Origin of the sequence: Maribacter algae, assembly GCF_047345745.1 — a bacterium.
Classification (GTDB): Bacteria; Bacteroidota; Bacteroidia; order Flavobacteriales; family Flavobacteriaceae; genus Maribacter.
In genome coordinates, this window is sequence record NZ_JBLFES010000003.1 from 50,680 (window position 1) to 74,373 (window position 23,694).

19 protein-coding genes and 2 tRNA genes are annotated in these 23,694 nt (G+C 39.2%); 7 read left to right on the plus strand and 14 right to left on the minus strand.

What is annotated here, in order from left to right:
• Position 1: 1 nt before the first annotated feature.
• From der to ACKWBX_RS11905, 4 genes are all read right to left on the minus strand, one after another.
• Positions 2-1,306 carry a ribosome biogenesis GTPase Der gene (gene der, locus ACKWBX_RS11890; protein WP_413968922.1) on the minus strand — a complete coding sequence of 435 codons (1,305 nt, stop codon included), beginning with the start codon at positions 1,304-1,306 and terminating at the stop codon, positions 2-4.
• 62 nt (positions 1,307-1,368) lie between these two features.
• Complete coding sequence (locus tag ACKWBX_RS11895) at positions 1,369-2,079, minus strand: acetyltransferase (RefSeq protein ID WP_413968923.1); 711 nt, start codon at positions 2,077-2,079, stop codon at positions 1,369-1,371.
• A 168-nt stretch (positions 2,080-2,247) separates the two neighbouring features.
• On the minus strand, positions 2,248-3,135 hold the full coding sequence (gene era / locus ACKWBX_RS11900) for a GTPase Era (RefSeq protein WP_413968924.1): 888 nt from the start codon (positions 3,133-3,135) through the stop codon (positions 2,248-2,250).
• Positions 3,119-4,486 carry an alanine/glycine:cation symporter family protein gene (locus tag ACKWBX_RS11905; protein ID WP_413968925.1) on the minus strand — a complete coding sequence of 456 codons (1,368 nt, stop codon included), beginning with the start codon at positions 4,484-4,486 and terminating at the stop codon, positions 3,119-3,121. Before ACKWBX_RS11905 ends, era begins: the two co-directional genes overlap by 17 nt.
• 298 nt (positions 4,487-4,784) lie before the next feature.
• On the opposite strand from ACKWBX_RS11905, the gene ACKWBX_RS11910 reads away from it, so the two are divergent.
• Together ACKWBX_RS11910 and ACKWBX_RS11915 are read left to right on the plus strand one after the other, a co-directional pair.
• A tRNA-Met gene (locus tag ACKWBX_RS11910) sits at positions 4,785-4,857 on the plus strand.
• 165 nt (positions 4,858-5,022) lie between these two features.
• Positions 5,023-7,944 carry a glycoside hydrolase family 2 protein gene (locus ACKWBX_RS11915; protein WP_413968926.1) on the plus strand — a complete coding sequence of 974 codons (2,922 nt, stop codon included), beginning with the start codon at positions 5,023-5,025 and terminating at the stop codon, positions 7,942-7,944.
• 8 nt (positions 7,945-7,952) lie between these two features.
• On the opposite strand, the gene ACKWBX_RS11920 is transcribed toward ACKWBX_RS11915, so the two are convergent.
• The 5 genes from ACKWBX_RS11920 to ACKWBX_RS11940 all read right to left on the minus strand — a co-directional run bounded on the left by ACKWBX_RS11920 (position 7,953) and on the right by ACKWBX_RS11940 (position 13,772).
• A complete protein-coding gene (locus tag ACKWBX_RS11920; RefSeq protein ID WP_413968927.1) occupies positions 7,953-8,846 on the minus strand; it encodes a flavin reductase family protein in 894 nt (297 codons plus the stop codon).
• 38 nt (positions 8,847-8,884) lie between these two features.
• Complete coding sequence (gene fahA, locus ACKWBX_RS11925; protein WP_413968928.1) at positions 8,885-10,105, minus strand: fumarylacetoacetase; 1,221 nt, start codon at positions 10,103-10,105, stop codon at positions 8,885-8,887.
• Positions 10,106-10,213: 108 nt separating this feature from the next.
• Positions 10,214-11,371 (minus strand): homogentisate 1,2-dioxygenase, encoded by a 1,158-nt coding sequence (locus ACKWBX_RS11930; protein WP_413968929.1) that lies wholly within the window; start codon positions 11,369-11,371, stop codon positions 10,214-10,216.
• Between the two features lie 84 nt (positions 11,372-11,455).
• A complete protein-coding gene (hppD, locus tag ACKWBX_RS11935) occupies positions 11,456-12,589 on the minus strand; it encodes a 4-hydroxyphenylpyruvate dioxygenase (protein ID WP_413968930.1) in 1,134 nt (377 codons plus the stop codon).
• Between the two features lie 58 nt (positions 12,590-12,647).
• Positions 12,648-13,772, minus strand: coding sequence for a pyridoxal phosphate-dependent aminotransferase (locus ACKWBX_RS11940; RefSeq protein ID WP_413968931.1), 1,125 nt, complete (start codon positions 13,770-13,772; stop codon positions 12,648-12,650).
• Between the two features lie 108 nt (positions 13,773-13,880).
• Between ACKWBX_RS11940 and ACKWBX_RS11945 the strand changes: the two genes are divergently transcribed.
• The 5 genes from ACKWBX_RS11945 to ACKWBX_RS11965 all read left to right on the plus strand — a co-directional run bounded on the left by ACKWBX_RS11945 (position 13,881) and on the right by ACKWBX_RS11965 (position 17,006).
• Positions 13,881-14,342, plus strand: a complete 462-nt coding sequence (locus tag ACKWBX_RS11945; RefSeq protein ID WP_413968932.1) for a MarR family winged helix-turn-helix transcriptional regulator — start codon at positions 13,881-13,883, stop codon at positions 14,340-14,342.
• Between the two features lie 227 nt (positions 14,343-14,569).
• Positions 14,570-14,643: transfer RNA gene (locus ACKWBX_RS11950), tRNA-Arg, on the plus strand.
• A gap of 325 nt (positions 14,644-14,968) precedes the next feature.
• The gene (locus tag ACKWBX_RS11955; RefSeq protein ID WP_413968933.1) at positions 14,969-15,556 is read left to right on the plus strand and encodes a Crp/Fnr family transcriptional regulator; all 588 of its coding nucleotides are present in this window, start codon (positions 14,969-14,971) and stop codon (positions 15,554-15,556) included.
• A gap of 164 nt (positions 15,557-15,720) precedes the next feature.
• Complete coding sequence (locus ACKWBX_RS11960; protein WP_413968934.1) at positions 15,721-16,110, plus strand: DUF6326 family protein; 390 nt, start codon at positions 15,721-15,723, stop codon at positions 16,108-16,110.
• A 215-nt stretch (positions 16,111-16,325) separates the two neighbouring features.
• Complete coding sequence (locus tag ACKWBX_RS11965) at positions 16,326-17,006, plus strand: head GIN domain-containing protein (RefSeq protein WP_413968935.1); 681 nt, start codon at positions 16,326-16,328, stop codon at positions 17,004-17,006.
• Here the strand turns inward: ACKWBX_RS11965 and ACKWBX_RS11970 are convergent, their stop codons facing one another.
• Genes ACKWBX_RS11970 through ACKWBX_RS11990 form a run of 5 tightly spaced genes read right to left on the minus strand, consistent with a single transcriptional unit; the run spans position 17,007 to position 23,692 of the window.
• Positions 17,007-17,189, minus strand: coding sequence for a CPXCG motif-containing cysteine-rich protein (locus tag ACKWBX_RS11970; protein ID WP_413968936.1), 183 nt, complete (start codon positions 17,187-17,189; stop codon positions 17,007-17,009). It abuts the gene before it with no gap.
• 8 nt (positions 17,190-17,197) lie between these two features.
• Complete coding sequence (locus ACKWBX_RS11975) at positions 17,198-17,872, minus strand: hypothetical protein (RefSeq protein ID WP_413968937.1); 675 nt, start codon at positions 17,870-17,872, stop codon at positions 17,198-17,200.
• Positions 17,873-17,895: 23 nt separating this feature from the next.
• Positions 17,896-19,263 carry a TolC family protein gene (locus tag ACKWBX_RS11980; protein ID WP_413968938.1) on the minus strand — a complete coding sequence of 456 codons (1,368 nt, stop codon included), beginning with the start codon at positions 19,261-19,263 and terminating at the stop codon, positions 17,896-17,898.
• Positions 19,260-22,559 carry an efflux RND transporter permease subunit gene (locus tag ACKWBX_RS11985; protein ID WP_413968939.1) on the minus strand — a complete coding sequence of 1,100 codons (3,300 nt, stop codon included), beginning with the start codon at positions 22,557-22,559 and terminating at the stop codon, positions 19,260-19,262. Before ACKWBX_RS11985 ends, ACKWBX_RS11980 begins: the two co-directional genes overlap by 4 nt.
• Positions 22,559-23,692 carry an efflux RND transporter periplasmic adaptor subunit gene (locus ACKWBX_RS11990; RefSeq protein ID WP_413968940.1) on the minus strand — a complete coding sequence of 378 codons (1,134 nt, stop codon included), beginning with the start codon at positions 23,690-23,692 and terminating at the stop codon, positions 22,559-22,561. Before ACKWBX_RS11990 ends, ACKWBX_RS11985 begins: the two co-directional genes overlap by 1 nt.
• Positions 23,693-23,694: the final 2 nt, after the last annotated feature.

The window sequence follows — 23,694 nt, forward strand, 5'->3', positions numbered from 1 at the left end:
GCTACTTTTTACGCATAAATACAGTAATAGGAACTCCGGAAAAGTCAAAATTCTCACGAATCTTGTTTTCCAAATATCTTTTATACGGTTCTTTGACGTACTGCGGAAGGTTACAGAAAAAAGCAAATTGGGGATAAGGGGTGGGCAACTGCGTACAGAATTTAATTTTTACATACTTACCCTTATAGGCAGGTGGAGGATAATTTTCGATAAGCGGAAGCATCACCTCATTGAACTTACGTGTAATAATTTTCCTGTTTCTATTGTTGTAGACCTCAACTGCAGTTTCGATTGCTTTGAAAATACGTTGCTTGGTCAGCACCGATATAAATAAAATAGGAACATCCGTAAAAGGTTCAATCACCTTTTTTATCTTTTGAGTATACTGTTTTATAGTATTGGTCTCCTTATCCTCTACCAAATCCCATTTGTTCACTAAAATGACAATGCCTTTATTATTCCTGGCCGCCAGCCAAAATATATTTTCCACCTGCCCGTCAAACCCTCGTGTAGCATCTAGTAATAACAAACAAACATCAGCATGCTCTATGGCCCTTACGGAACGCATTACGGAGTAAAATTCCAAATCTTCCTTTACTTTGGCTTTTCTGCGAATACCTGCAGTATCTACTAAATTGAATTCAAATCCGAATCGATTATATTTTGTATCGATACTATCTCGTGTAGTTCCGGCAACATCGGTTACAATGTAACGGTCTTCACCAATCAACGCATTGATAAAAGACGATTTTCCGGCATTGGGTCTTCCCACTACTGCAAATCTTGGCAAATCACTCTCTTCCTCTATAGTTTCCGGAAGCACCTTTACAATAGCATCCAACAGTTCTCCCGTTCCACTGCCATTAACACTGGATAATGTATAATATTCACCTAGTCCCAAGGAATAAAATTCGACCGCATCATCCTCGCGCATGGCATTGTCTACCTTGTTTATCGCAAGAAAAACAGGTTTGTTCACACGTCTCAAAAGCTTTGCAACATCCTCATCCATACCGGTAACTCCCGTCTCCACATCTACCATAAATACAATTGCATCCGCCTCGTCTATCGCCAGCTCTACCTGTTTATCGATTTCCTTTTCAAAAACATCATCACTGCCCACCACATAGCCTCCTGTATCAATAATGGAAAATTCTTTTCCATTCCAATCGGTCTTTCCATAATGACGGTCACGCGTAACACCGCTCACGGCATCTACGATAGCTTCTCTACGCTGAATTAATCTATTAAAAAAAGTGGATTTCCCGACATTTGGCCTTCCTACAACCGCAACTATTGCACTCATGGTACTTATTTAGCTGGCAAAGGTAGTATATCCTACGACGGTATAGAAGTATGTATTATCATTTACCGGTTAATTATTACAGGAACCATTGGTGCCATATGTGAATTTTTACCTAAATAACTTTGCCCTATTTTTCTTTCACATATAGTTTCAGCTGGCGAGCCATAAGCAACAACATTACTGGGTATATGTTTAAGTACCAATGCTCCAGCACCTATTACCGTATGGGAGCCAATTTCAATATTCTCTATGACACTGCAACCTAAACTAATGGCTGAAAAGCTACCTAGAATCAAATTACCTCCAGTACAAACATTGGATGCTAGACTCGAGAAATTACCCATGATACCATCGTGTCCCAAAGATGATTTCGTATTAAGGAAACAATGATTTTCTATTAGGGAACCGGCGTTAATAATTGCACCTGGCATTATTACTGTACCTCTTCCGATACATACATTTTTACCAACAACAGCACTTGGATGAATGACTGTTATAAATCTAAAATCTGGAACGATTTTATTGATTTTATCCACAAAAAGCTTTCTAGACCAATTGTCTCCAACTGCTACAACACCTCCACGTATGTTGTATGCGGACATAATATACGGCAAGTCTTTTTCCGAGCCAAGAATAGGATATCCTATGTGCGAAAGTCCTCTCTTTCTTGAAGAATCAACAAAACCTACAATTCTAAATTTTCCTTGCTTTTCAATACAATCAGCTACTACTTTACCGTGTCCAGATGCTCCAAAAATGATAATATTTTCCATAGTGTTCGGGGATTTTAGCATTTTATCGGTGAAACTATGCACTTCATCGATAAATCAAAGATAGCTATTTTCAATTAGGAACAAAGGAAAATGGTGACTCTATTCGTTAAATTACAGACTTTATTGAATTGAGTGTTTGAAAAATTCGAATTTGATAGGGTTGCTATATCAACCGGAATAGCCAAATCTTTTTAGCTGCCTGCTGTCACTACGCCAATTCTTGTTCACTTTTACATAGAGTTCTATGTGTACTTGTTTTCCGAAAAATTGTTCCAAATCTTTCCGGGCCTCTACCCCAACTTTTTTGAGCGCAGCACCTTTATGCCCGATGATAATACCTTTTTGTGAATCGCGCTCAACCATAATAACGGAACGCATTCGAATGATATTTTCATCTTCCAGAAATTCTTCGGTTTCTATTTCAACCGCATACGGAATTTCCTTTTTGTAGTTCAATAGTATTTTTTCCCGTATCGTTTCGTTAACAAAAAATCGTTCGGGCTTATCCGTCAACTGGTCTTTTGGATAAAAAGGTGGCGCTTCGGGCAATAATTCCATAATTCGCTCAAAAACTTCTTTTACATTAAAATTTTGCAAAGCGGATATGGGGTGAATTTCAACCTTGGGCAGTTGCTCTTGCCAGTATTGTATCTGTGCCTCCAGCACCTCTTGTTCTGAAGCATCTATCTTATTCAATAATAATAATACGGGAATTTTACTATTCCTTATTTTCTCAAAAAAGCGTTCGTCTTTCAATGCTTTCTCCCCTATCTCTACCATATAAAGTAATACATCTGCATCTTCAAAGGCAGATTTAACAAAATCCATCATTGAAGCCTGTAAATCGTATGCAGGCTTGATGATTCCAGGAGTATCGGAAAGAATTACCTGAAAATCCTCACCATTGACTATTCCTAAGATTCGGTGTCTTGTGGTCTGCGCTTTTGAGGTTATGATTGATAATTTTTCGCCTACAAAAGCATTCATCAAGGTGGATTTTCCCACATTAGGATTGCCAATGATATTTACGAAACCTGATTTATGCTTTTTTTTCATCCCTTAATTTTTGAAAATATACCTTGGCTGCTTTATTCACTTTAGGTGCCAACAAAAGTACTGCTATCATATTTGGAATTACCATGAGGGCGTAGGACAAATCGATTAAATTTTTTACTACTTCTAAAGAAGCTACTGCGGCGAAAACAATCATAATCACAAAATACCAATTGTAAAATCGTCCGATTTTCGCATTCGTAAGAAACGATAAGCATTTTACACCATAGTAGGAGTATGTAAATAAAGTAGATAGCGCAAAGGCGGTAACGATTAGCATCAATAAATCGTCCCCGAACCCAAAAAGCGTCTTTTCAAAGGCCGAAAGAGTCATCACAATACCACTGCTTTCCTCTAAATAAGCACCACTCAGAATAATCACTACGGCCGTAAACGTACAGACCAAAATAGTATCAATGAAAGGTCCCAACATGGCAACCAAACCCTCACGTATGGGTTCATCATTTTTAGATTGCCCGTGATACATAGGGGCACTACCCAAACCGGCTTCATTTGAAAACATAGCCCTACGAACGCCTATAATGACCAGCCCCCAGAACCCCCCGGTAATAACAGTATTGAAATTCCAGGCTTCCGAAACAATCAATTTCAACGAAGGCAGTACTTGCGAAAAATTCATTGCCATTACAATGATTACAGCCAACAAATAAACCATCACCATTATGGGAACTATAGCCGTGGCCACTTTTGCAATTTTGGCCAGTCCGCCAAAAATAACAAAAGAGGTTACTATGGCCAATATAAAACCGATTGTTAGCTTCCAATTGAAATCGCTCATTCCTATTAAGGATTCCGATGGATTTATAACACTCATAAAGGTTTCCGTAAATTGATTAGCCGTGAACACTCCCAAAAATCCAAAAAGCCCTGCTATCGCAAAAAATATGGCCAATGGCCTATATTTCTCACCTAATCCTTTTGTAATATAAAACATAGGACCTCCCTGCAATTTCCCCTCGGAATCCTCCCCTCTGAACATAATGGACAAACTACAAGAATAGAACTTGATACACATACCGATAAGGGCCGTCATCCATATCCAAAAAACCACACCTGGACCGCCATCATGAATTGCAATGGCAACACCGGAAATATTTCCGAGACCCACTGTAGCTGCAACTGCGGCAGATAGTGCCTGTAACGAACTTACATCTCCTTTAGCATTTTTATCGTCATATTTACCGCGGATAACAGCAATGGCGTGGCCAAAAAACCGATAAGGAAGAAATTTTGAATATAATACTAAAAATAGCCCCCCGCCGATCAGTAAAATAAACATGGGCCATTCCGTACCCGAGATGGCTTTGACCAAAAAATCATTCAGTTGATTCATAATTTCGAAGGTAACTATTTCCCTTAAAATTTAAGCTATTCCCATATTTTCAAATCAAGGATTCAGAAAATAGAAATCTGTAAGAGTTAATACTTCTACCATGCGCGGCATTAATTCTGCCACTTCTTTTGAATTCGCCATCGCTTTTCAAAACAAGGCAAAAATTCTATGTGATGGATACCTCGTTCAAGCTCGGCATTAATTCGGCCAATTGTTTTGAATTCGCTATCACTTTTCAAAACAAGGCTTCATTAATTTGGAAATAACATTAAAAGAATTGTATCTTTGTCGTCCACATCGCGGGATAGAGCAGTAGGTAGCTCGTCGGGCTCATAACCCGAAGGTCACTGGTTCGAGTCCAGTTCCCGCTACTAGCCAAAAAAGCCTTTCAATTTCTTGAAAGGCTTTTTTAATTCCAAAATAAAATCTCAATACAGCTGCTGCAAAATCCATATGAAATAGAAAAAAAACCAATTCATTTATTGAATCATTTTGTATTCCTCTACATTTAGGTCATTCATTTTGTCATCTCTACTATGAAAAAAAGAACTGCCCGACTCCTTTTTGTTAACTTATTTATCGTATCTCTTTCTATCGGCCAACAACTGCCAGATGGTTTCCCCGATACGGAGCGAACGAAATTAAGTCTCAATCAAGGTTGGAAGTTTCATCTAGGCAATCCCGAAGCAATCTATTATCAAAAGAATTTTGACGACGCTAATTGGAAAACCATAAACGTTCCACATACTTTGGAACTTACTTCTTTGACCTTGGATGGGATAGAAGATGATAAAACACAATCTGTGTTTCAAAGGAATGTAGGGTGGTACCGAAAAAATATCAAGGTCAGTGACTCTCGGAAAAAAGTATTCCTGGAATTTGAAGGAGCTCATCAAGTGACCGATTTGTGGATAAATGGAAAACATGTTGGGCAACATTCCGTAGGTGGCTATACCCCTTTTCATTTTGATATAACCGAGTTTGTAAAAAGAGGTGAAACCAATCAAATCACTCTGCTTTTGGACAATAGAAGAAACGAGGTCGTTCCACCAGACCCTGGACCTTTTGATTATGTAAAATTCAGCGGGTTATACCGTGATGTATATTTGGTAGAGACCGATCCCTTACACGTCACTTTCAACTGGGAATCCCTGAATTCTGGAGTCTATATAACTGCCCCAACGGTTGACCCTGTTCATAAGAATGCAACCATCAATATTAAAACTGCTGTCAAAAATGAGCGTTCCGCTCCTACATCCGTTGATCTGGTCACTAGAATTTTGGATAAGGAAGGGGTTGCCGTACTACGTTTAACGCAGTCTAAAACCATAGCACCGGGAGAAGAGTTTCAGTTCAATCAAATAGGAAGTTTAGAGGATAATGTGCATTTATGGGATATTGACAATCCTTACTTGTATCGCGTGAACAGTGTTGTACTGGTCAATGGGAAAGAAGTGGATTTTGTCGAGAATAAAATTGGTCTAAGAAAATTTCAACAAGACCCTGAAAGAGGTTTTATGCTAAATAACAAACCCATAAAGCTTATTGGGTTCAACCGTCATCAACAATATCCGTATTTGGGAGATGCCGTACCCAATTCACTGCATTATAAGGATATGCTTCAGTTTAAAGAATTTGGATTCAATGTAATGCGAACAGCACATTATCCTCAGGATGATGCCATACTTGATGCTTGTGACGAACTAGGTATTTTAGTGTATGAAGAAGCACCGACTTGGATAGCCGTTTCCCAAAATGAGGAATGGTGGAACAATTTAGAAAAAGCCGCACGGGCCATGGTCCGTAATCATAGAAACCATCCCTCTGTTGTGATGTGGGGCGGCGGCGTAAATCATCGTGGTTATGTCCCTAGACTTCACGATGCAGTTAAACAGGAAGACCCAAATAGGCTTACCGCTTCGCAGGGGGCACGTTGGACAGGCTGGCAGGCCTCCGGTTTAACGGATATAAACGCCAATATGCTGTATGGTCCCTTTCTTTGGGACCGTACGGAACCTATATTCGCTATGGAAGGAGGTAGAGGGCCCAAGGCATTGGCTCCATACAAGAAAGATTCTTTGATGACCGGCCTTATCGCTTGGGTAGCACATGCGTATTACACTTTTCATCCCAATCATGACAAAGCCGATAATCTCATAGATAAAACCCGATCAGGGGCGATGACCATATTTAGATATCCAAGACCTAATTTTGAATGGTATAAATCCGAACTGGTAGAAAAACCTATGGTCTATATTGAAAACGAATGGAAAGATGGCGTAGAAGAAATCGATGTTTTCAGTAACGGCAAAGAAGTGGAGCTTTTTCTTAATGGAACATCGATCGCTAAAAGCAGACCCAGCCAAGATACCGTATACTTTGGTTTGGACCACCCACCATTTCACTTTAAAAATTTAAAATATCGACCAGGAAAATTGGTCGCCAAAGCCTATTTTAAAGATGGTACTACCATAGAATCCGTTAAACAAACTCCGCAAAAACCGTATGCGATACAGCTTAGTTTAGATACAGAGGGAAGAACATTTGTCGCAGATGGTTCCGATATCTTGGTTGCGTATGCAAAAGTAATCGATAAAAATGGTGAAACCGTAAGCGATACCGATAAACTGATTTCATTTTCCGTAAAAGGCGATGCAAGTATTATTGGGGATGATGCAGCTATTAATGCCAATCCTATGTTTACCGAGTATGGTGTTGCCCCGGCCTTGGTAAAGGCAGGAAGTACACCGGGAACCATTACGGTTTATGCAAAAGCAAAAGGACTGAAAACCGGAAGTGCCACGGTACAACTTATACCTAACGATACAAACATCATTCGGAGCAAAGCTCAACCGGTCTATGATTTTAACAGGGAGCGTGTTGACATTGGTGCGGCAGACCAACTACTGCAATTTGGTTGGAACGCCTGGAACGGCGAAGATGAAAAAGCGAATACCTACACGCTAAAAGAATTCCCGAACTCAAAAGTACACATCCGACCAAAATCGGAGGATGGTATCATCCGCTGGCTAGGCGAAATGAACGTAATCGGAAAATATGGGTTTGCCTATGGAGATGGCATATTGGGTATTGATGATGAAGGAATTGACCTTATCTTTGAAAATCTTCCCAAAGGCACTTATAAATTAAATACATGGCACCATGCGCCTAGCAGTAATTCAGATTCCATGGACCCCAATCGCGAGAAATTAAAATCGGTTACTGTACATCAGTTGCCCTATGAAACCGCTTTGACAGTCAGTTCAGAAGCTTTGAAAAATAATGAAGATGTCAAAGTAATCGTTACCGATGGAAAAGAAATGCAGTGGGAAGAACCTGGTACAGCTGAACTATTATTTGTTTCCGATGGAAAAAATCCCGTTCACATCAATTTCAAAGGAGATGAAAAGAAGGGAATTTGGTTAAATGCTTTTGAACTGAGCGAAGCCAAGGATTAAGGAAATATTTAATTCACGGTCATCAACAACGCGAGGGAATCTGAAACGTTTCCGTTTTCCAACCAGTGTTTGGCAAGTTCGTGTACTTTTAAACGTAAATCGGTTTTGTTCCCGCTAAAGTTTTTGAACAGCGTTTTTACCTCCGTTACTTCCTTTATTCTCAATATTTCCTTAGTATCGGGCAATTCTTCTACATTACCCAATCGTCCTAGATTATTTCCGGATAATACTTCACTATTTCTAACAGCCTCGGGCAGAGCATCTACCCCAACACCCTTATTTCGGATAGGTTTCGGTATCTCAAATAGCGAATCTCCACTGGAACGTGTGTACCAACTACCTCCCATTCGTCCAACTAAATCCAACTTTTTAGTATCCAATTTCCCTTCGGTCAAATAGCTCTCGTTGATATGGATCAATTCTACTTTGGCAAACACCAAATTTCCGGCACCAGGGGTTTCTGCCAATTCGATGACTTCTGTAACGGAACATTCAAAAGCTACCGGTGCTTCCCCAACTCTCGGGGGTTTTACCTTTTCACTCTCAACTTGCTTAAAACCCGCCTTTACAAATTCATTTACGCCTTTATCGTAAGCAGTACTGGCCAAGGACATTTGTTCCACCATCGGGTAGTTTACAATATTGATGACCACTTCCGGCACTTCTTTTACATTTTGATGCGAATGCTTTAAAGAATTGTCCCTACCGCTACGGGCAGGCGAAAATATCATGATAGGCGGATTGGAACTGAATACATTGAAAAAACTGAACGGACTCAAATTTACATTCCCATCCTTATCAATAGTACTTGCAAAGCATATAGGTCTTGGTGCCACTGCTGTTAGTAAATAATTATGCAGCTCTGGTTGAGGAATTTGGGTTGGGTCAATCGTTGTAATCATTGAATCGGTATTTTCAATTTTTATTTTAAAGCGAAGTATTATCTTGCCGGCAAGATTTTGGCGGATACTTCCCCAAAACCGACACGCTTTCCATTTTTCTCGGCATAACCTTTCATGGTGACCGTATCACCATCATTGATAAATTTACGTTCTGTACCGTCCTTCATTTTTAAAGGTTTGGTACCCATCCAGGCCAATTCCAACATGGAGCCATAGGATTTTTCATCTTTTCCCGATATGGTTCCGGAGCCGTACATATCCCCAATATTAATATTACAACCATTTACGGTATGGTGTGCCAACTGCTGCGCCATATTCCAATACATATATTTAAAGTTGGAATTACAAATAATCACTTCTTCACTATTTTCTGGAGTAATTCCTACCTTTAAATTGATATCGTAATTTTTCTCTCCCTTATATTCCAAATAGGGAAGCACTTTTGGGTCTTGATCGGGACCGGAAACCTTAAAGGGTTCTAACGCTTCCAATGTTACGATCCATGGCGAAATATGGGACGCAAAATTCTTCGCCAAAAAAGGACCTAACGGCACATATTCCCATTTTTGAATATCCCTTGCGGACCAATCGTTCAATAAGACCATACCAAAAATATAGTCTTCAGCTTTTTCCGTGGAAACCGATTCTCCCAATTTTGTATTTTTCCCAGTGATAAAACCCATTTCCAACTCAAAGTCCAAACGTGCGGTAGGCCGGAAAACCGGCGCCGGCGCATCCGGAGGCATCACTTGCCCTTTGGGCCTATGGATAGCTTCCCCGCTTACGATGATTGAACTTGCTCGCCCATGATACCCTACCGGGATATGTTTCCAGTTGGGCAAGAGAGCGTTTTCAGGGTCACGGAACATTTTACCAACATTGGTAGCATGTTCTATGCTCGAATAAAAATCCGTATAATCCCCAATGAATACTGGCATATGCATCTGGGCAGCTGCCTGCGCCACAAAAAGTTCCGGCTTATCGGCCAATATAGAACTGTCATCCTGCAACCAATGTTGTATATCCGATCTTACTTTGGAAGTTATTTCTTTTCCAAGCGAAATAAAATCGTTCAAAGTATCCTTTTCCAAAACGGCGGTATTGAAATTAAAAACATCCAACTCCGCAACCGCGGCCAAATCTAAAATATGTTCTCCAACTGCTACACCAGCTCTAGGGCTTCTGTCTTTTGTTGAAAAAATTCCAAAAGGAATATTATAAATGGAAAAATCCGAGTTTTTAGGTATATCAATAATCATTAACTTATTTCTTTTTGTCCGCTCGAACACAATCGAGCACTATTTAAAGTAGTCTTCCTTTTCTCGACTGCGTTCGAAACGACTGAAGACCTCAACTATTTTTATAATCTACTCCAACCATGATTTATAGTATTTACCATCGTCGATTTTCATAGCGTTTTCAGTGAGTTGCAACGGTTTAAAAGTATCTATCATCACTGCCAATTCTTCGGTCTTGGTTTTACCAATACTTGCCTCGTAGGTGCCTGGGTGCGGTCCGTGGGGAATCCCCGCGGGATGCAAGGAAATATAACCCGGACCAATTCCCGTTCTGCTCATAAAATCCCCGTCTACATAATACAGCATCTCGTCCGAATCTATATTGGAATGATTGTAAGGAGCCGGAATGGATTTTGGGTGATAATCATACAATCTGGGACAGAACGAACAAATGACAAACGCACTGGTCTCAAAAGTTTGGTGAACCGGTGGCGGTTGGTGTACCCTTCCCGTAATGGGTTCAAAGTTGTGAATGGAAAATCCGTACGGAAAATTGTAGCCGTCCCAACCCACTACATCAAAAGGATGTGTAGCATAGACCAAGCTATGCAGCATACCCTGTTTTTTGATTTTCATAACGAACTCGCCCTTTTCATCATGTGTTTGTAGATTTTCGGGCAGTTTGTAATCACGTTCGCAATAGGGGGAATGCTCGAGCATTTGCCCGAACCAATTACGATATCTTTTGGGTGTATAAATAGGATGAAAAGACTCCGCATACAGAATGCGATTGTCATCCGAATCAAATTCTATTTGATAAATCATCCCTCTGGGGATAATTAAATAATCGCCATATTCAAAGGGGATATCCCCAAGAAAAGTCTTTAAGGTTCCGGTACCTTTATGGATAAATAACATTTCATCGGCATCCGAATTTTTATAGAAATATTCCGTTAAGGATTTTTTGGGTGCCGCCAAACCAATATGCACGTCATTATTGACCAACATGGGTTCCCGTGCTTCTAAAAAATCATCTTTGGGAGCCACATCAAAGCCAATGAGCTTTCTTGATTTAATGTGTTTGGCCTCCGCAATCTTGGGACTAACATCAATAGATTTCGCTATTTCTTTGACCTGTGTAGGTCTATGTACATGGTACAAAAGCGATGACATCCCATCGAAACCAATAGTCCCAAACAATTGCTCGTAATACAGACTACCATCCGGTTTATGAAACTGTGTATGTCTTTTTTGCGGAAACTTTCCTAGTTTATGATATATGGGCATATTTTTCTTTTAAGTTCAAACTCAACTATCCAATACAAGTTCAAAAAATATGACCTTTAATACTTTGAACTTATAAATTTCTCTTTAGTGTAAAGTACCTCTTAATTCTTGTTCTCTTTCAATAGCTTCAAAAAGTGCCTTAAAGTTACCTTTTCCAAAAGACTGCGCGCCTTTTCTCTGAATAATTTCAAAGAACATGGTAGGTCTAGGTTCTACCGGGCGTGTAAATATCTGTAATAAATAGCCTTCGTCGTCCCTATCCACTAAAATACCCAACTCTTTTAAAGGTGTTATATCTTCATCGATCTTTCCTACCCTATCCAGTACTACATCATAATATGTATCCGGAACTTTGAGAAATTCTACCCCGCGACTTTTAAGGTCACGTACGGTCTGGATGATATCATCCGTAGCTACAGCAATATGTTGAATGCCTTCGCCTTCATAAAAATCAAGATATTCTTCCACTTGGGACTTTTTCTTTCCCTCTGCCGGTTCGTTGATAGGAAATTTTATACGACCGTTTCCGTTGCTCATCACCTTACTCATCAGAGCGGTAAAATCCGTTGAAATGTCCTTGTCGTCAAATGATAATATCTGGGTGAAGCCCATAACGTTTTCATAGAAATCTACCCATTTGTTCATTTGGTCCCAACCCACGTTGCCCACCATATGGTCCACATATTTTAATCCCGTTGGACTGGGATTGTAATCTGGCGTCTCCCATTTTCTAAAACCGGGCATAAACGTTCCGTTATAATCTTTTCGTTCTACAAAAATATGTACTGTTTCACCGTAGGTATAAATACCCGAACGAACTATTTTTCCTGTTTCATCCTCTTCCGTTCGGGGCTTCATATACTGTTTTGCCCCCCGTTCAATCGCAGCATTATAAGCATAGGTGGCATCATCTACCCAAAGAGCCACTACCTTTATGCCGTCCCCATGTTGGTCTATATGACGGCCAATATCCGTACCGCTTTTTAAGGGCGAAGTGAGTACCAATCTAATTTTATCCTGTACAACGACATAGCTTTCCCTGTCTTTCAGTCCGGTTTCCAATCCTGCATACGCCAAAGATTGAAAACCAAAGGCTGTTTTATAAAAGTGGGCCGCTTGTTTGGAATTACTTACATAAAGTTCCAAGTAATCCGTTCCGTTTATCGGCATGAAATCTTGAGCTTTGTCATGCAATTTTGGTAAAATGGTTGTGCTCATAATATCTTGATTTTATTTTTGTTGCATTTACAATTAAATTATTGAAAAAATATTCATTCTAAACGTATAACTCACTATTTAACAAGTCTTTAATAGCTTTCAGCATGGCTTCATTAGCTTTTCTAATCCCAAAGGATATCCTCACTTTTCCGGGTGCTCCGAAATTACTTACGGGACGGACCATGATTCCTTTTTCCAATAAAAATTGAGTGAAATCAACATCATTAATAGGCGGGTCTATTAAAACGAAGTTTCCTTCGGTAGGCCAAAATTTGATTCCCATTTTTTTTAATTCTTCCAAAACAAACCTTCGTTCCGTCTTAATCAAACTTACCGTATCGTTCACAAAATCCATATCGTCCAAAGCGGCGATTGCTCCCTCCAATGCCAAAGAGGATAATAGAAATGGCTTACATACCTTCCTTATGTAATTACTTATTTCCAACGGCGCGTAACAATACCCAATTCTCAGACCAGCAAGCCCATACGTTTTGGAAAAACTATTGATAGCAATGAGGTTGTAGCCTTTCAAAACAAAAGGCACCCCAGAAGTATAATCCGAAGCTTCTGCAAAATGACGGTATACTTCATCGTACACCACGATTATATTTTTCGGAACTTTATCTAAAAAAGAAGTTAGTTTATCAAAAGGAATATAATTACCGGATGGATTGTTGGGAGATGCTAAAAAAATAATTTTGGTATTCCCTGTAATCGCTTTTAAAATACCCTCCAAGTCATAATCATACTCTTCGGTCATCGGAACGTTGATAGCGGTAGCGCCCATCCATCTGGTGAATGCCATATATGGCAAAAAGCAAGGTTGGGAAACAATGACCTCATCCCCTTCGGAAAGAAAGACCTTGGCAATAATATCGATAATTTCAGAACCGCTATTGGCCGTCACAAAATGGTCCGCTGTAAGTACATTGTCAAAATCCTTAACCAATGCTTCTCGGAGTCTTATATCCGTATTATCCGGGTACACATTCAATTCGTTCAAAGAATTGGTTATGGCATCCTTTACTTTCTTGGAATATCCCAAAGGATTTTCATTTGAGGACAATTTATGTGCGTCCACCCCATTGGGCAAAACAACTTTTTTGCCGCCACCCTTATAAGTGCTATCTTCCAAGATGTAACTTTTAAAACTGCTCAACAAATCATTGAAAATATCCTCCATCTCAATCTCTAATTTTAATCAAATTTAGTACAAATTTTTAATTTTGTTGCATTAACAACATTAATTTATGTTTTCCTCCTTATTTTTGACTTTAGAACGATAGTTTTCATGGATAGGACCGATGGTTTTGGAGTATATCTAGACCGGACTTTAAAAAAAGTTCAGGGCACATTTCTAAGGGCCTTTGCAGAAAACGATATTGACCTGACCATTGAGCAATGGGTAATTCTACAACGTGTTCACTTGCAAGGGAAAAACGCATCGCAAGCGGAAATCAGTAAATCCAATTTTAGAAACCGTGCAACTACCTCACGTGTTATTCGTGGTCTTTGTAAAAAAGGACTGCTCAAAAAATCCAGGTTTAGGGATGACCAAAAAAGGTATAGACTGGCCATGACAAGTGAGGGGGAGTCCTTAATGTCTCGTGCTTTGCCCATCATTGAGGAGATTAGAAGCATGAGTACGTTGAATATTCCAGAGAATGAGTTTGAAATTTTTCTAAAAGTACTGGATCAGATATGGGAAAATTTTGACCTTTATGATTCCAACGAACACTCTAAAAAGGGGTGAGTCTGTTCAATTTCTAGGCTAGGTAACTTTTAGCTACATAAAAACAATATCTTTTACTTCTTTTTGGTTTTACCAATCTGTATTTTTTAGTAGATTTGCACCCACATTTGAAAAAGCTGTTTTTCGGATGTATGTTCGCGTAGCTCTCCCGATGGCAATCAGGAGGACAAAGCATCCCGACTTATCGTCGGGACGGTCAAAGATTAGACACACAGATAAAAAATTAAGGTCGCGTAGCTCAGCTGGATAGAGCATCTGCCTTCTAAGCAGACGGTCATAGGTTCGAATCCTATCGCGATCACCTTCTAGAAGCCCCTTCAAGGGGCTTTTTGATTTCATAACACCCAATAAAATCGAAAAGTTTACGATTGTCGTTTATGCGTTTATGCATTACGGAAAAGCATCTATACCCGGCCGAATAGTGCATCCCGCTTGTGGGCGGGACGGTCATAGGTTCGAATCCTATTGCGATAACGGATGAATCGACAAAAAGTTGAAAACAAAGCAAGCTAAAAAACATAGCTTACTTTTGTATTTATGAAGTCATCTTGACTTCTTTATAAAATTTATTTTCAAATAAAGGATTAAAGATTTAGTTTCAACTTAGATTTAACTTTTAAGTTAACATGGAGCACATCTTAGTAGAAATAATGTCTCGGTTGACACCGCTTACTTCACAAGAAAAATTAGCTATTGAGGATAGTTTCCCCATAAAAAACTTTGATAAGGGCACTTATTTGCTAAAAAAAGGGGAAATAGCAACAGAAGCATATTTCGTCATAAAAGGATGTATCAGAGCCTATGAAATCATGGATGGTGAAGAAAAGACAATAGCATTTTTTACGGAAAACCAATCCGCGGCCAATTTTAATAGTTTGGCGAACGAAGAACCCTCAATACTAAATTTCGTGTGTTCGGAGGACACAACCGTCGCCATTTGCAATGTGGAAAAAGAAGCCGCACTTTACCAAAAATATCCTAGATTCGAAACATTCTGTAGAACTGGCATGGAAAAAATGATGGGAAATCAGCAGGCACAGCTCACCTCCTACATGACCATGAAACCTGAACAGCGTTATTTGGATTTGTTAGCGAAAAGACCAAATCTTATTCAACGGGTACCACAACATCAACTAGCCAGTTTTCTTGGCATAAAACCACAATCCCTAAGCCGGATAAGAGGGCGAATTATAAGGAAAGAAAGAGACAGGTAGCCATTTCTTAACTTAAGTGAACATTTTTTCAATATCCAGATTCTAGTTTTACACTTTAATCTATTAGACACGGTTTGTTCCTATTTTGAGCTTTTGCACTTTGCTCATTATACCTTATCATTCTATTTAGATTCTTTTTAATACTATAAATACAAAACTCAAAAATGACAATTAGCAACGTTAAAAATACGCTCTCTATTTTATGGATTTTTCTTTCGGTAAACTATCTATTCTGCGACGTGTTTTCGCTATACCTCTCAGAATCCTTAAAGCAGCTTTTAACAGGAGAAATGGACGGAATAGCCTTCACACAAGAATTTCTGCTCACTTTTGCCATCATTATGGAAATTCCGCTACTGATGATAGTACTATCAAGTTTACTTCATTATAAATGGAACAGAATACTTAATATCGCCGTTGGAATTTTGATGATCATAGTTCAAATTGGTAGCTTGGTCACTGGAAAAAATACATTGCACTACCTATTTTTTAGTAGTATTGAAATCATTGCTTTAACATCAATCGTTTTTATTTCCTGGAAATGGAAGAATTAAATACTATTTTTAAAAATAAACTATTGAACCGTTTTACCCTAACCACGATAGAAAATCTTCCTTAAATCTAGTCTCTAAAAACTTTTTTTAAAGCGTTTCCTATTTCTCGGATAATCAGAGAGGAGGATATCCCAGTCAAAACATTCCCAACTTTGAAGGATTTGTATTAATTTTCCATTTTAGAACAGTATTATTTATTCAAACACACCTTAAAAATGAAAAAATACGTCTTATTCTTTATAACAGCTTTCGTTACCATTTCTGCTGTAGCGCAACGATCTACTACTAAAAATTTGGAGAAATTTACTGAGCTTAAAGTGTATGACCGCATTATCGTAAAATTGGTCAAAAGCAACGAAAATAAATTAGTGATAACTGGTGACGATAAGGACGAAGTGAATATCTCCCAAAAGGGCGATTTGCTCAAAATTAAAATGGAATTCGATAATTTTTTGGATGGAAACGAAGCAAAAGCGACATTGTACTATACCGAAGATTTGGCGTTGATCGATGCCAATGAAAATGGAAAGATTATGTCGGACGAGGTTTTTAAGACCGATAAAACTGATATCAGAGGTCAAGAAGGTGGCGTAATCGATTTAAAGGTAGATTTGGATTATGCTTACGTGCGTTCCATTTCCGGTAGCGAGATTACCTTGACCGGAAAATGCAAGAATCAAGAAGTTCATGTAAACACAGGCGGAAAAGCATACAATGAAGATTTGAATACCGTAGAAACCCAAGTAACCGTAATGGCGGGAGGAAGAGCAGATGTAAAAGCATCCGACTTTGTAAAAGCCAAAGTCAAGGCAGGTGGCTCCATCTATATTTACGGCAACCCTAAATCTATTGAAAGGGATAAGGTCTTTGGTGGCAAAATAAAGGAAATGGACTGACTATTGTTCAATATCCGTCGCTTGAAAAGCAATCAATTCTTCAGCTTGAAACTGTGGAGTTACTTCGATGGGATTACAACATACTTCACAATCTTCTATATAGGTTTGAGAAGAAACCGAAGCATCCAACAACATGGATATTTCTTCCCAACAATATGGGCATTGAAAAAAATGTTCGAACATAAAATGTCTTAAGCCTTTTTCTGAAGTGTTTTTATCAATTCTTCAAGCGTCATCCTTTGTGTTAAATTCTCCGCATTGGTGCTAAAAACGGTATTCTTGCCCAGCTTTAAGACCATCTCATTCTCATTTTCCTCTAAAAACAGTTTTGAGGCATTTTCCATAACCTTTTCCAGTTTTATATCAAATCGTTTCTTAAGCGTTATTACGCCCTCAAGATTGGATAAACTGAATCCTGCATAATCCCATAATCTCTTGAATCCATTAAAAAATTTGATTCCGGTAAACAATAAGCTGGACAGTGCCAAATTGATAGCCAGCGAAATAACATTAATTTCATTGCCATTAATAAACATAGCGGCCAAGGAACCTATACCGTAAACACCGATCCCAAAAAGAAGTAATCCCATTAATACGGCAACTATATCCGTAACCATGGCATTCAACGTTCTTGTGACCACTACCCCATTTTCATTGAAATCCGCTGTAAAGCCAAAGTCCTTCAAATAGGCTAACTTTTCGATATCCGTACGCTTATTTAATATGGTGGTTTCCAAAGCCTCTTTATCACATTCTATTCCCCTTCTTACCAACTCTTTTTTTAATTGTAGTTGAGATTCAAAAGTCAACATTTTATGTTGCTCCAGTAAATCTAAAAGTTCATTGTCGGTTTTTTCGGTGTACATTTCTTTTCTCTTAAGTAAAAATGCTAAAATTCAATGTTCAAAAGTTGCCCCGTTAATTGTAAAAGCTGCAATTCTGCCAACTTAGCGTCATACTTTGCCAGATTTTTGTTGGTCTGCGCGTTCAGCAAATTGATCTGTGCCTGTCTAAATTCAATAGAAGTTATTCTTCCCAACTGAAACTGTTCCCTTGATCGTTCAAAATTGTTTTGATTTGTCACTACATTCTGTTCCTGAATCTGAAAGATATTCAGCCTATTCTCATAAATAGCCAACGCATTTTCAATATCTCGCTTAACTTCTAACTGAATTTGCTTTCGTTGCAATTCTTGATTTTCAAAAGCAATTTTGGCATTTTTTACGCGTACATTGGTACCACCACCATCAAAGAGGTTCCATGTAAGCGTGGCACCTAGGCGGAAATTTCTTGTATTGTTGACATTCACCCCGGGAAAGAATGCCCCGGGTGCATTTTGGTTCAGGTTCCACCCATAAGCTCCGGTCAAACCAACGGTTGGCAAGTAACCGGATTTGCTCACTTTAATATCATAATCGTTTATGGCAATGTTCCGTTCCGTTTGCAATAACGCTACATTATTCAAATCAGCCTGATTAATGAACTCCTCCAATTTTAGACTTGGGGTGAAGTTCACCAAAGTATCCACGGCAAATATTGTATTCAAATCTTCGGCCAAGATTACGTTCAAATCCCTGATCGTATTTGATAATTGCTGACGTGTATTCAATAAATTGATGCTGTCATTGGTGACATCAACCTTCGCATTAAGAATATCCAACTTTGTGTTCTGGCCATATTCAAAGGCATATTCGGAACGTTTTATACGCCTATTGGAAATTTCAAGTGCCTGTTTTAATACACGTTCATTTTCCGTAAGCCTGGCCACTTCATAATATATGGTAAACAACTGCAACATGGTATTCTCAATAGTTTCCCTAGCTTGTAGTTCACTCAATTGATATTGTTCCTTGAGCCGTTTGTAGTTGTAAAATCTACCCAAGCCGTCAAAAAGCGTATAATTGGCATTTAAGGAGGCATTATAACGTTGTGCTTCTGCTTTGTACAGCTCCACATCTGGTCTCGGAACGGATTCTCCGGTATCAGGGTCATTTGTAAACTGTCCGGGAAATTCAAATGTATTATCGTCCCGTTGATAGTTTGCCCCGGCCGTTCCGGTCAGACTGGGCAAAAATCCCGAATTCAATATACCTTTATTATTCTCTGCGATTTTAACCTGATTTCTGGCAACCTTGATCCCAAAATTATTTTCCAAGACCTTTGCAATAGCTTCTTCTTTGGTTAAGATATTTTCCTGAGCAACTAAACTTAAAAATGGGAATAGTAAGAGCGTAGTGATTATTCGTAATCGTATCATTCTATGGTTCCTTCTAATTTTCTTTCAACCAATTGACCATTGCTTGATGTTTGGGAAGTATGATGTTCCAATTCTATTTTACCATGGGCTTTCTGCCCCTCCAAATGGGCTTCTTCTTTCTTTTCCTTAATAGCACGTTCTACCTCTTCTTTGGTAATTTTGTAACCAGAGGCCAACAATTTATTTTTCGATTTCAGATTATTGCTAAAGGATAAAAACAAGGGCAACATGACCAAAGTCAGGACCGTGGCAATTCCTATTCCATAAGCAATGGAAATTGCCATAGGTTTCAAAAATTGGGCCTGTCTGCTGGTTTCCAACATTAACGGAGCTAGACCCGCAATAGTGGTAATCGATGTTAAAAATATAGCCCTAAACCTTGATTTTCCAGCATCATAAATGGCATTTTCAAAGGTCATTCCCTCCCTTAGGTTTGTATTGAATTTCCCTATCAATACCAATCCATCATTGACCATAATACCAATGAGCGCTATAATGCCCAATAGGGAGAGAATATTAATAGGAAAGTTATGAATCCAATGTCCCCACGCCACTGCAGTAAGACTAAAAGGAACCAAAAGCAATAACATTAAAGGTTGACTGAAACTTCTAAAGGTGAAGGCGATTACGATGTAAATAAGTAACAGTACCGCTAATGCAACTACTCTCAAAGACCTCGTTAACTTGCCTACTTCCCTATTTTGACCTTCGTAAGATGCCGTAACCGTCGGATATTTGGACTGTATCTCTGGCATGATCACGTCCTTGATCTCGGTCATAATGTCCGTGGGGCTATCCTCCGGATTTTTCAAGTCGGCCGAAACCTGTATTTCTCGCTGGCCTTCCAACCTATTTATTGCAACATCTCCTCTCTCTATAGTATATGAAGCAATTTCCTTTAGCGGAACCCGGTCTCCACCCGGCGTAAGAATACGCATATCATCCAAGTCCGATATAGAAGAACGGTTCCCCCGGTCATAACGCACCCAAACCCTTATTTCATCTTGCGAACGCTGAAAGCGTTGGGCTTGCGTACCAAAGAAACCTGCACGTACCTGGCTCATGACACTTCTAAAATCCAAGCCCAGTAAGTATGCATTTTCCTTTAGCCGTAGTCTAATTTCTTTTATTCCAGCAGGATCATTGTCCGCTATATCCTTAAGCAGCGTATTTTTTAACAAAGCCGATTTCAATTCGGTTTTGGCAGCTTTTAGCTCCTGAATATTATTTCCTAAAAGCGATACGGAAACAGGCGAGCCTCCAAAATTACCTCCAGAGCCATAAATAAGGCTTTCTGTACCTATGACCGGTCCTACCAATTCTTCAAGCCTATTGGTAATCAAGCTCGAAACCACCTCATCGGGTCGCTCCTCTCCGGGTAATAAATTTAGGGTCAGTGTAGCCGTGGCAGATCCGGGGCCCAACCTTTTTATGATGTTTTCAAAAAGCTCTTTCTCGGTTCCTTTAAGATATTTTTCCGTAAGCTCTTCATTCACGATGAGCGCTTTTTCCTCTATCATACTAATGATAGAATCGGTAATTTTTTCATTGGTCCCGTTTGGCATTTGAAGCTCTATCCGTACCCGGTCACTGGCAATTCTTGGAAAAAAGGCTGTCCTAATAATACCTCCGCCTACTGAACCAAGCGTTAATATCAAAGCCATTGCAAAAAAACCAAAGGCAAGTATTTTATTCCTTAATGCAAACCGTAGTGTAGGACTATACAGCCTATCACGCATCCAAGCCATAAGGCGGTCTCCGAATTCATTGATTATACGAAGCTTTGCAAAAGCCCCGGCCAGTCCTTCTTTCGGTTTTTTACTTAAAGGTTGTAACGCTTTTGAGTGTGCTAAGTGGGCCGGCAAAATTATTAAGGCCTCTACCAAGGAAACTACCAAAGTAAGTATTACAATTACGGAAACCTCACTGAAAAAATCCCCTATACGCCCATCCAAGAACAAAAAGATAGAAAAAGCTAAAATAGTAGTTATAATTGCGGAAAGAATTGGAGGAAGTACCTCCATGGTGCCATCCACGGCTGCTTGTACAGGAGACTTTCCTTTTTCATAATGCTGATAAATATTTTCGGCGATCACAATACCGTCATCTACCAAAATTCCAATCACGATGATCATTCCAAAAAGGGACAGTACATTGATGGTAACATCAAAAAAACCGGCAAAAACGAACATCCCCAAAAAAGCAACTGGAAGACCAAAGGCCACCCAAAAGGCCAATCTTGTATTTAGAAAAAGTGAAAGGAATATTAAAACGAGAATCATTCCCATGAGCGCATTTTCCGTCAATAACTGGGTACGTTGTACTAAAGTGGTAGAAAAATCCGCAACAATATCCAACTTGATGTTATTGTATTTCTGATTGAATTCCTCAATATAGGCTTTTACACTCTCGGCGGCACCTATCAGATCTTCTGTATTCGTACTCGTAATGGTAGTATTTACCGAGAGGTTACCATCAAAATAACTGGCATTTGCCGTCTCGGAAAATCGGTCCCTAATGGTGGCAACATCCTTTAAGCGGACCGTTGTACCGGAAGCATCTGCCTTTACGATCAAATTTGATAGTTCGTCACCATAGTAAGAGCGATTATTGGCACGAATAAGATATTCCTCGGCATCCGTTTTAATATTGCCTCCCGTTAATAAAATATTGGTATTCCCAACAGCTTGGGCTACTTCGGAAAAAGATATCCCATAAGCCAAAAGATTGTTTTCATTGACCGCTATCTCTATTTCTTCCTGAGGATATCCTGAAATTTCAATCTGTGAAATACCATCAATGGCCCGTAAATCATTTTCTATCTGGCGGCCTATTTTCTTTAATGTTGCCAATGGAATATCTTTCCCATTGATGGCAAAACTGATGGTGGGCCTGACCGCTTGTTGCTTGGAGACTATCAAAGGTTCCATACCTGTAGGAAACGTAGGGACCCTGTCCACGGCGTTCTTTACCTCCAACAGCATAAAATCGATATCCCTGCCTTTCTCAATCTCTACGTTGATACTACCGCTATTCTCTCTTGATGTGGAGGTTACCCTATCCACGCCTTCAAGCCCTTTAAGATTATCCTCGATTTTCAAAACAATACCCTCTTCTACCTCTTGCGGAGAAGCACCGGGGTACGTAATATTGATCAGTACATTTTTTGAGTCCGCTAGCGGAAAGAAAGATGAATTAAGCGATTTTGCACCTGCAATCCCGAAAATTGCAAAAGCGATAATTACTACGTTTACCGCAACATGGTACCTGATAAAATATTCAATGAGTTTTCTCATTATCCTTTGATATTGTCGCCTTCTTGGTTGTCATATATTTTTACTGCCATTCCGCTATAAGCTCCTATCAAAGGCTTGGACATGATAGTGGTGCCATTGGGAACATTTTTAAGTACAACACGCTTATTGGAAAAATAAACAGGGGAAACATCTATCATATCCAAAACGGAATCTTTGACAATAAATATTTTATGCCCTTCCATTAAGAGATTCCTATCAATTTCTATAGCATTTTGCTCTTCCCTAGCATCTAAATAAGCCTCCAAATACATACCTTCTTTTAAACTTTTATCCTTTACTTCTATATATGCTTTTACGGATTGTGTTGCTTGGTCTACCCTACCGTTAATACGGGATACTTTACCGGTGTATTTCTGGGTGCCATCTATCGTAGTCAGTGTAACTGATTCTCCCACTTTTAAAAAATCACTATAGGTTTTACCTACGGAAACCTCCAATTCATAAATGTCCGGATTAATGAATTCTCCCAATTTTTGTCCCGCCCTGACCAATGTTCCTTCGGTTACCAAAGCCTCTGTGAGTACTCCTGAAAATGGAGCCGTAATTCTATATTTGGAAAGGCGTTGTTCCAGATTTTTTACATTGTAATAACTTGTAAGGATACCTCTACCAGAGATAAAAAAGCTCTCATTTTCATCTGTCATCTCAGGTAAGGCAGGGGTTGATTTGGACATATTGAAATTATCCAAATACTTCTGCCATTTTGGAAAGATTTCAGGATAGTCCAACCTAAGATCAGGCATAATGGATGTTAACTGATTGTACAAATTGCTTTTTGCAGATTGCACACTTGCCGCATATTCGGAAGCATTGATATTGATAATGGTTTCACCTTTTCGGTAGGCTTGCCCCTCCTTGAATAATTTACTGCCTCTTCTAAAAACACCCTGAACCTCGGCGAAAAGTTCCACCTTTTGTTTTGCGGTCAAATTACCGTTGGCACTAACAACGATTGGAACCGTTGCATTTTCCACTACTTCCGTAAAGACGGTTTTTACTATTTTTTTCGCTTTTGGCCTAAAACTTTTTTTATTTTCCACTATTTTTTTGGCCATAATGAAAGCGCCGGCAATGAGTAGAATTCCCAATATAGATGTTATTATTTTTCTCATAG

Excerpts from the sequence above, each read along its gene's own strand:
- der (WP_413968922.1), bottom strand. The coding sequence starts at position 1,306 with ATGAGTGCAATAGTTGCGGTTGTAGGAAGGCCAAATGTCGGGAAATCC.
- ACKWBX_RS11895 (WP_413968923.1), bottom strand. The coding sequence starts at position 2,079 with ATGGAAAATATTATCATTTTTGGAGCATCTGGACACGGTAAAGTAGTA.
- era (WP_413968924.1), bottom strand. The coding sequence starts at position 3,135 with ATGAAAAAAAAGCATAAATCAGGTTTCGTAAATATCATTGGCAATCCT.
- ACKWBX_RS11905 (WP_413968925.1), bottom strand. The coding sequence starts at position 4,486 with ATGAATCAACTGAATGATTTTTTGGTCAAAGCCATCTCGGGTACGGAA.
- ACKWBX_RS11915 (WP_413968926.1), top strand. The coding sequence starts at position 5,023 with ATGAAAAAAAGAACTGCCCGACTCCTTTTTGTTAACTTATTTATCGTA.
- ACKWBX_RS11920 (WP_413968927.1), bottom strand. The coding sequence starts at position 8,846 with ATGATTACAACGATTGACCCAACCCAAATTCCTCAACCAGAGCTGCAT.
- fahA (WP_413968928.1), bottom strand. The coding sequence starts at position 10,105 with ATGATTATTGATATACCTAAAAACTCGGATTTTTCCATTTATAATATT.
- ACKWBX_RS11930 (WP_413968929.1), bottom strand. The coding sequence starts at position 11,371 with ATGCCCATATATCATAAACTAGGAAAGTTTCCGCAAAAAAGACATACA.
- hppD (WP_413968930.1), bottom strand. The coding sequence starts at position 12,589 with ATGAGCACAACCATTTTACCAAAATTGCATGACAAAGCTCAAGATTTC.
- ACKWBX_RS11940 (WP_413968931.1), bottom strand. The coding sequence starts at position 13,772 with ATGGAGGATATTTTCAATGATTTGTTGAGCAGTTTTAAAAGTTACATC.
- ACKWBX_RS11945 (WP_413968932.1), top strand. The coding sequence starts at position 13,881 with ATGGATAGGACCGATGGTTTTGGAGTATATCTAGACCGGACTTTAAAA.
- ACKWBX_RS11955 (WP_413968933.1), top strand. The coding sequence starts at position 14,969 with ATGGAGCACATCTTAGTAGAAATAATGTCTCGGTTGACACCGCTTACT.
- ACKWBX_RS11960 (WP_413968934.1), top strand. The coding sequence starts at position 15,721 with ATGACAATTAGCAACGTTAAAAATACGCTCTCTATTTTATGGATTTTT.
- ACKWBX_RS11965 (WP_413968935.1), top strand. The coding sequence starts at position 16,326 with ATGAAAAAATACGTCTTATTCTTTATAACAGCTTTCGTTACCATTTCT.
- ACKWBX_RS11970 (WP_413968936.1), bottom strand. The coding sequence starts at position 17,189 with ATGTTCGAACATTTTTTTCAATGCCCATATTGTTGGGAAGAAATATCC.
- ACKWBX_RS11975 (WP_413968937.1), bottom strand. The coding sequence starts at position 17,872 with ATGTACACCGAAAAAACCGACAATGAACTTTTAGATTTACTGGAGCAA.
- ACKWBX_RS11980 (WP_413968938.1), bottom strand. The coding sequence starts at position 19,263 with ATGATACGATTACGAATAATCACTACGCTCTTACTATTCCCATTTTTA.
- ACKWBX_RS11985 (WP_413968939.1), bottom strand. The coding sequence starts at position 22,559 with ATGAGAAAACTCATTGAATATTTTATCAGGTACCATGTTGCGGTAAAC.
- ACKWBX_RS11990 (WP_413968940.1), bottom strand. The coding sequence starts at position 23,692 with ATGAGAAAAATAATAACATCTATATTGGGAATTCTACTCATTGCCGGC.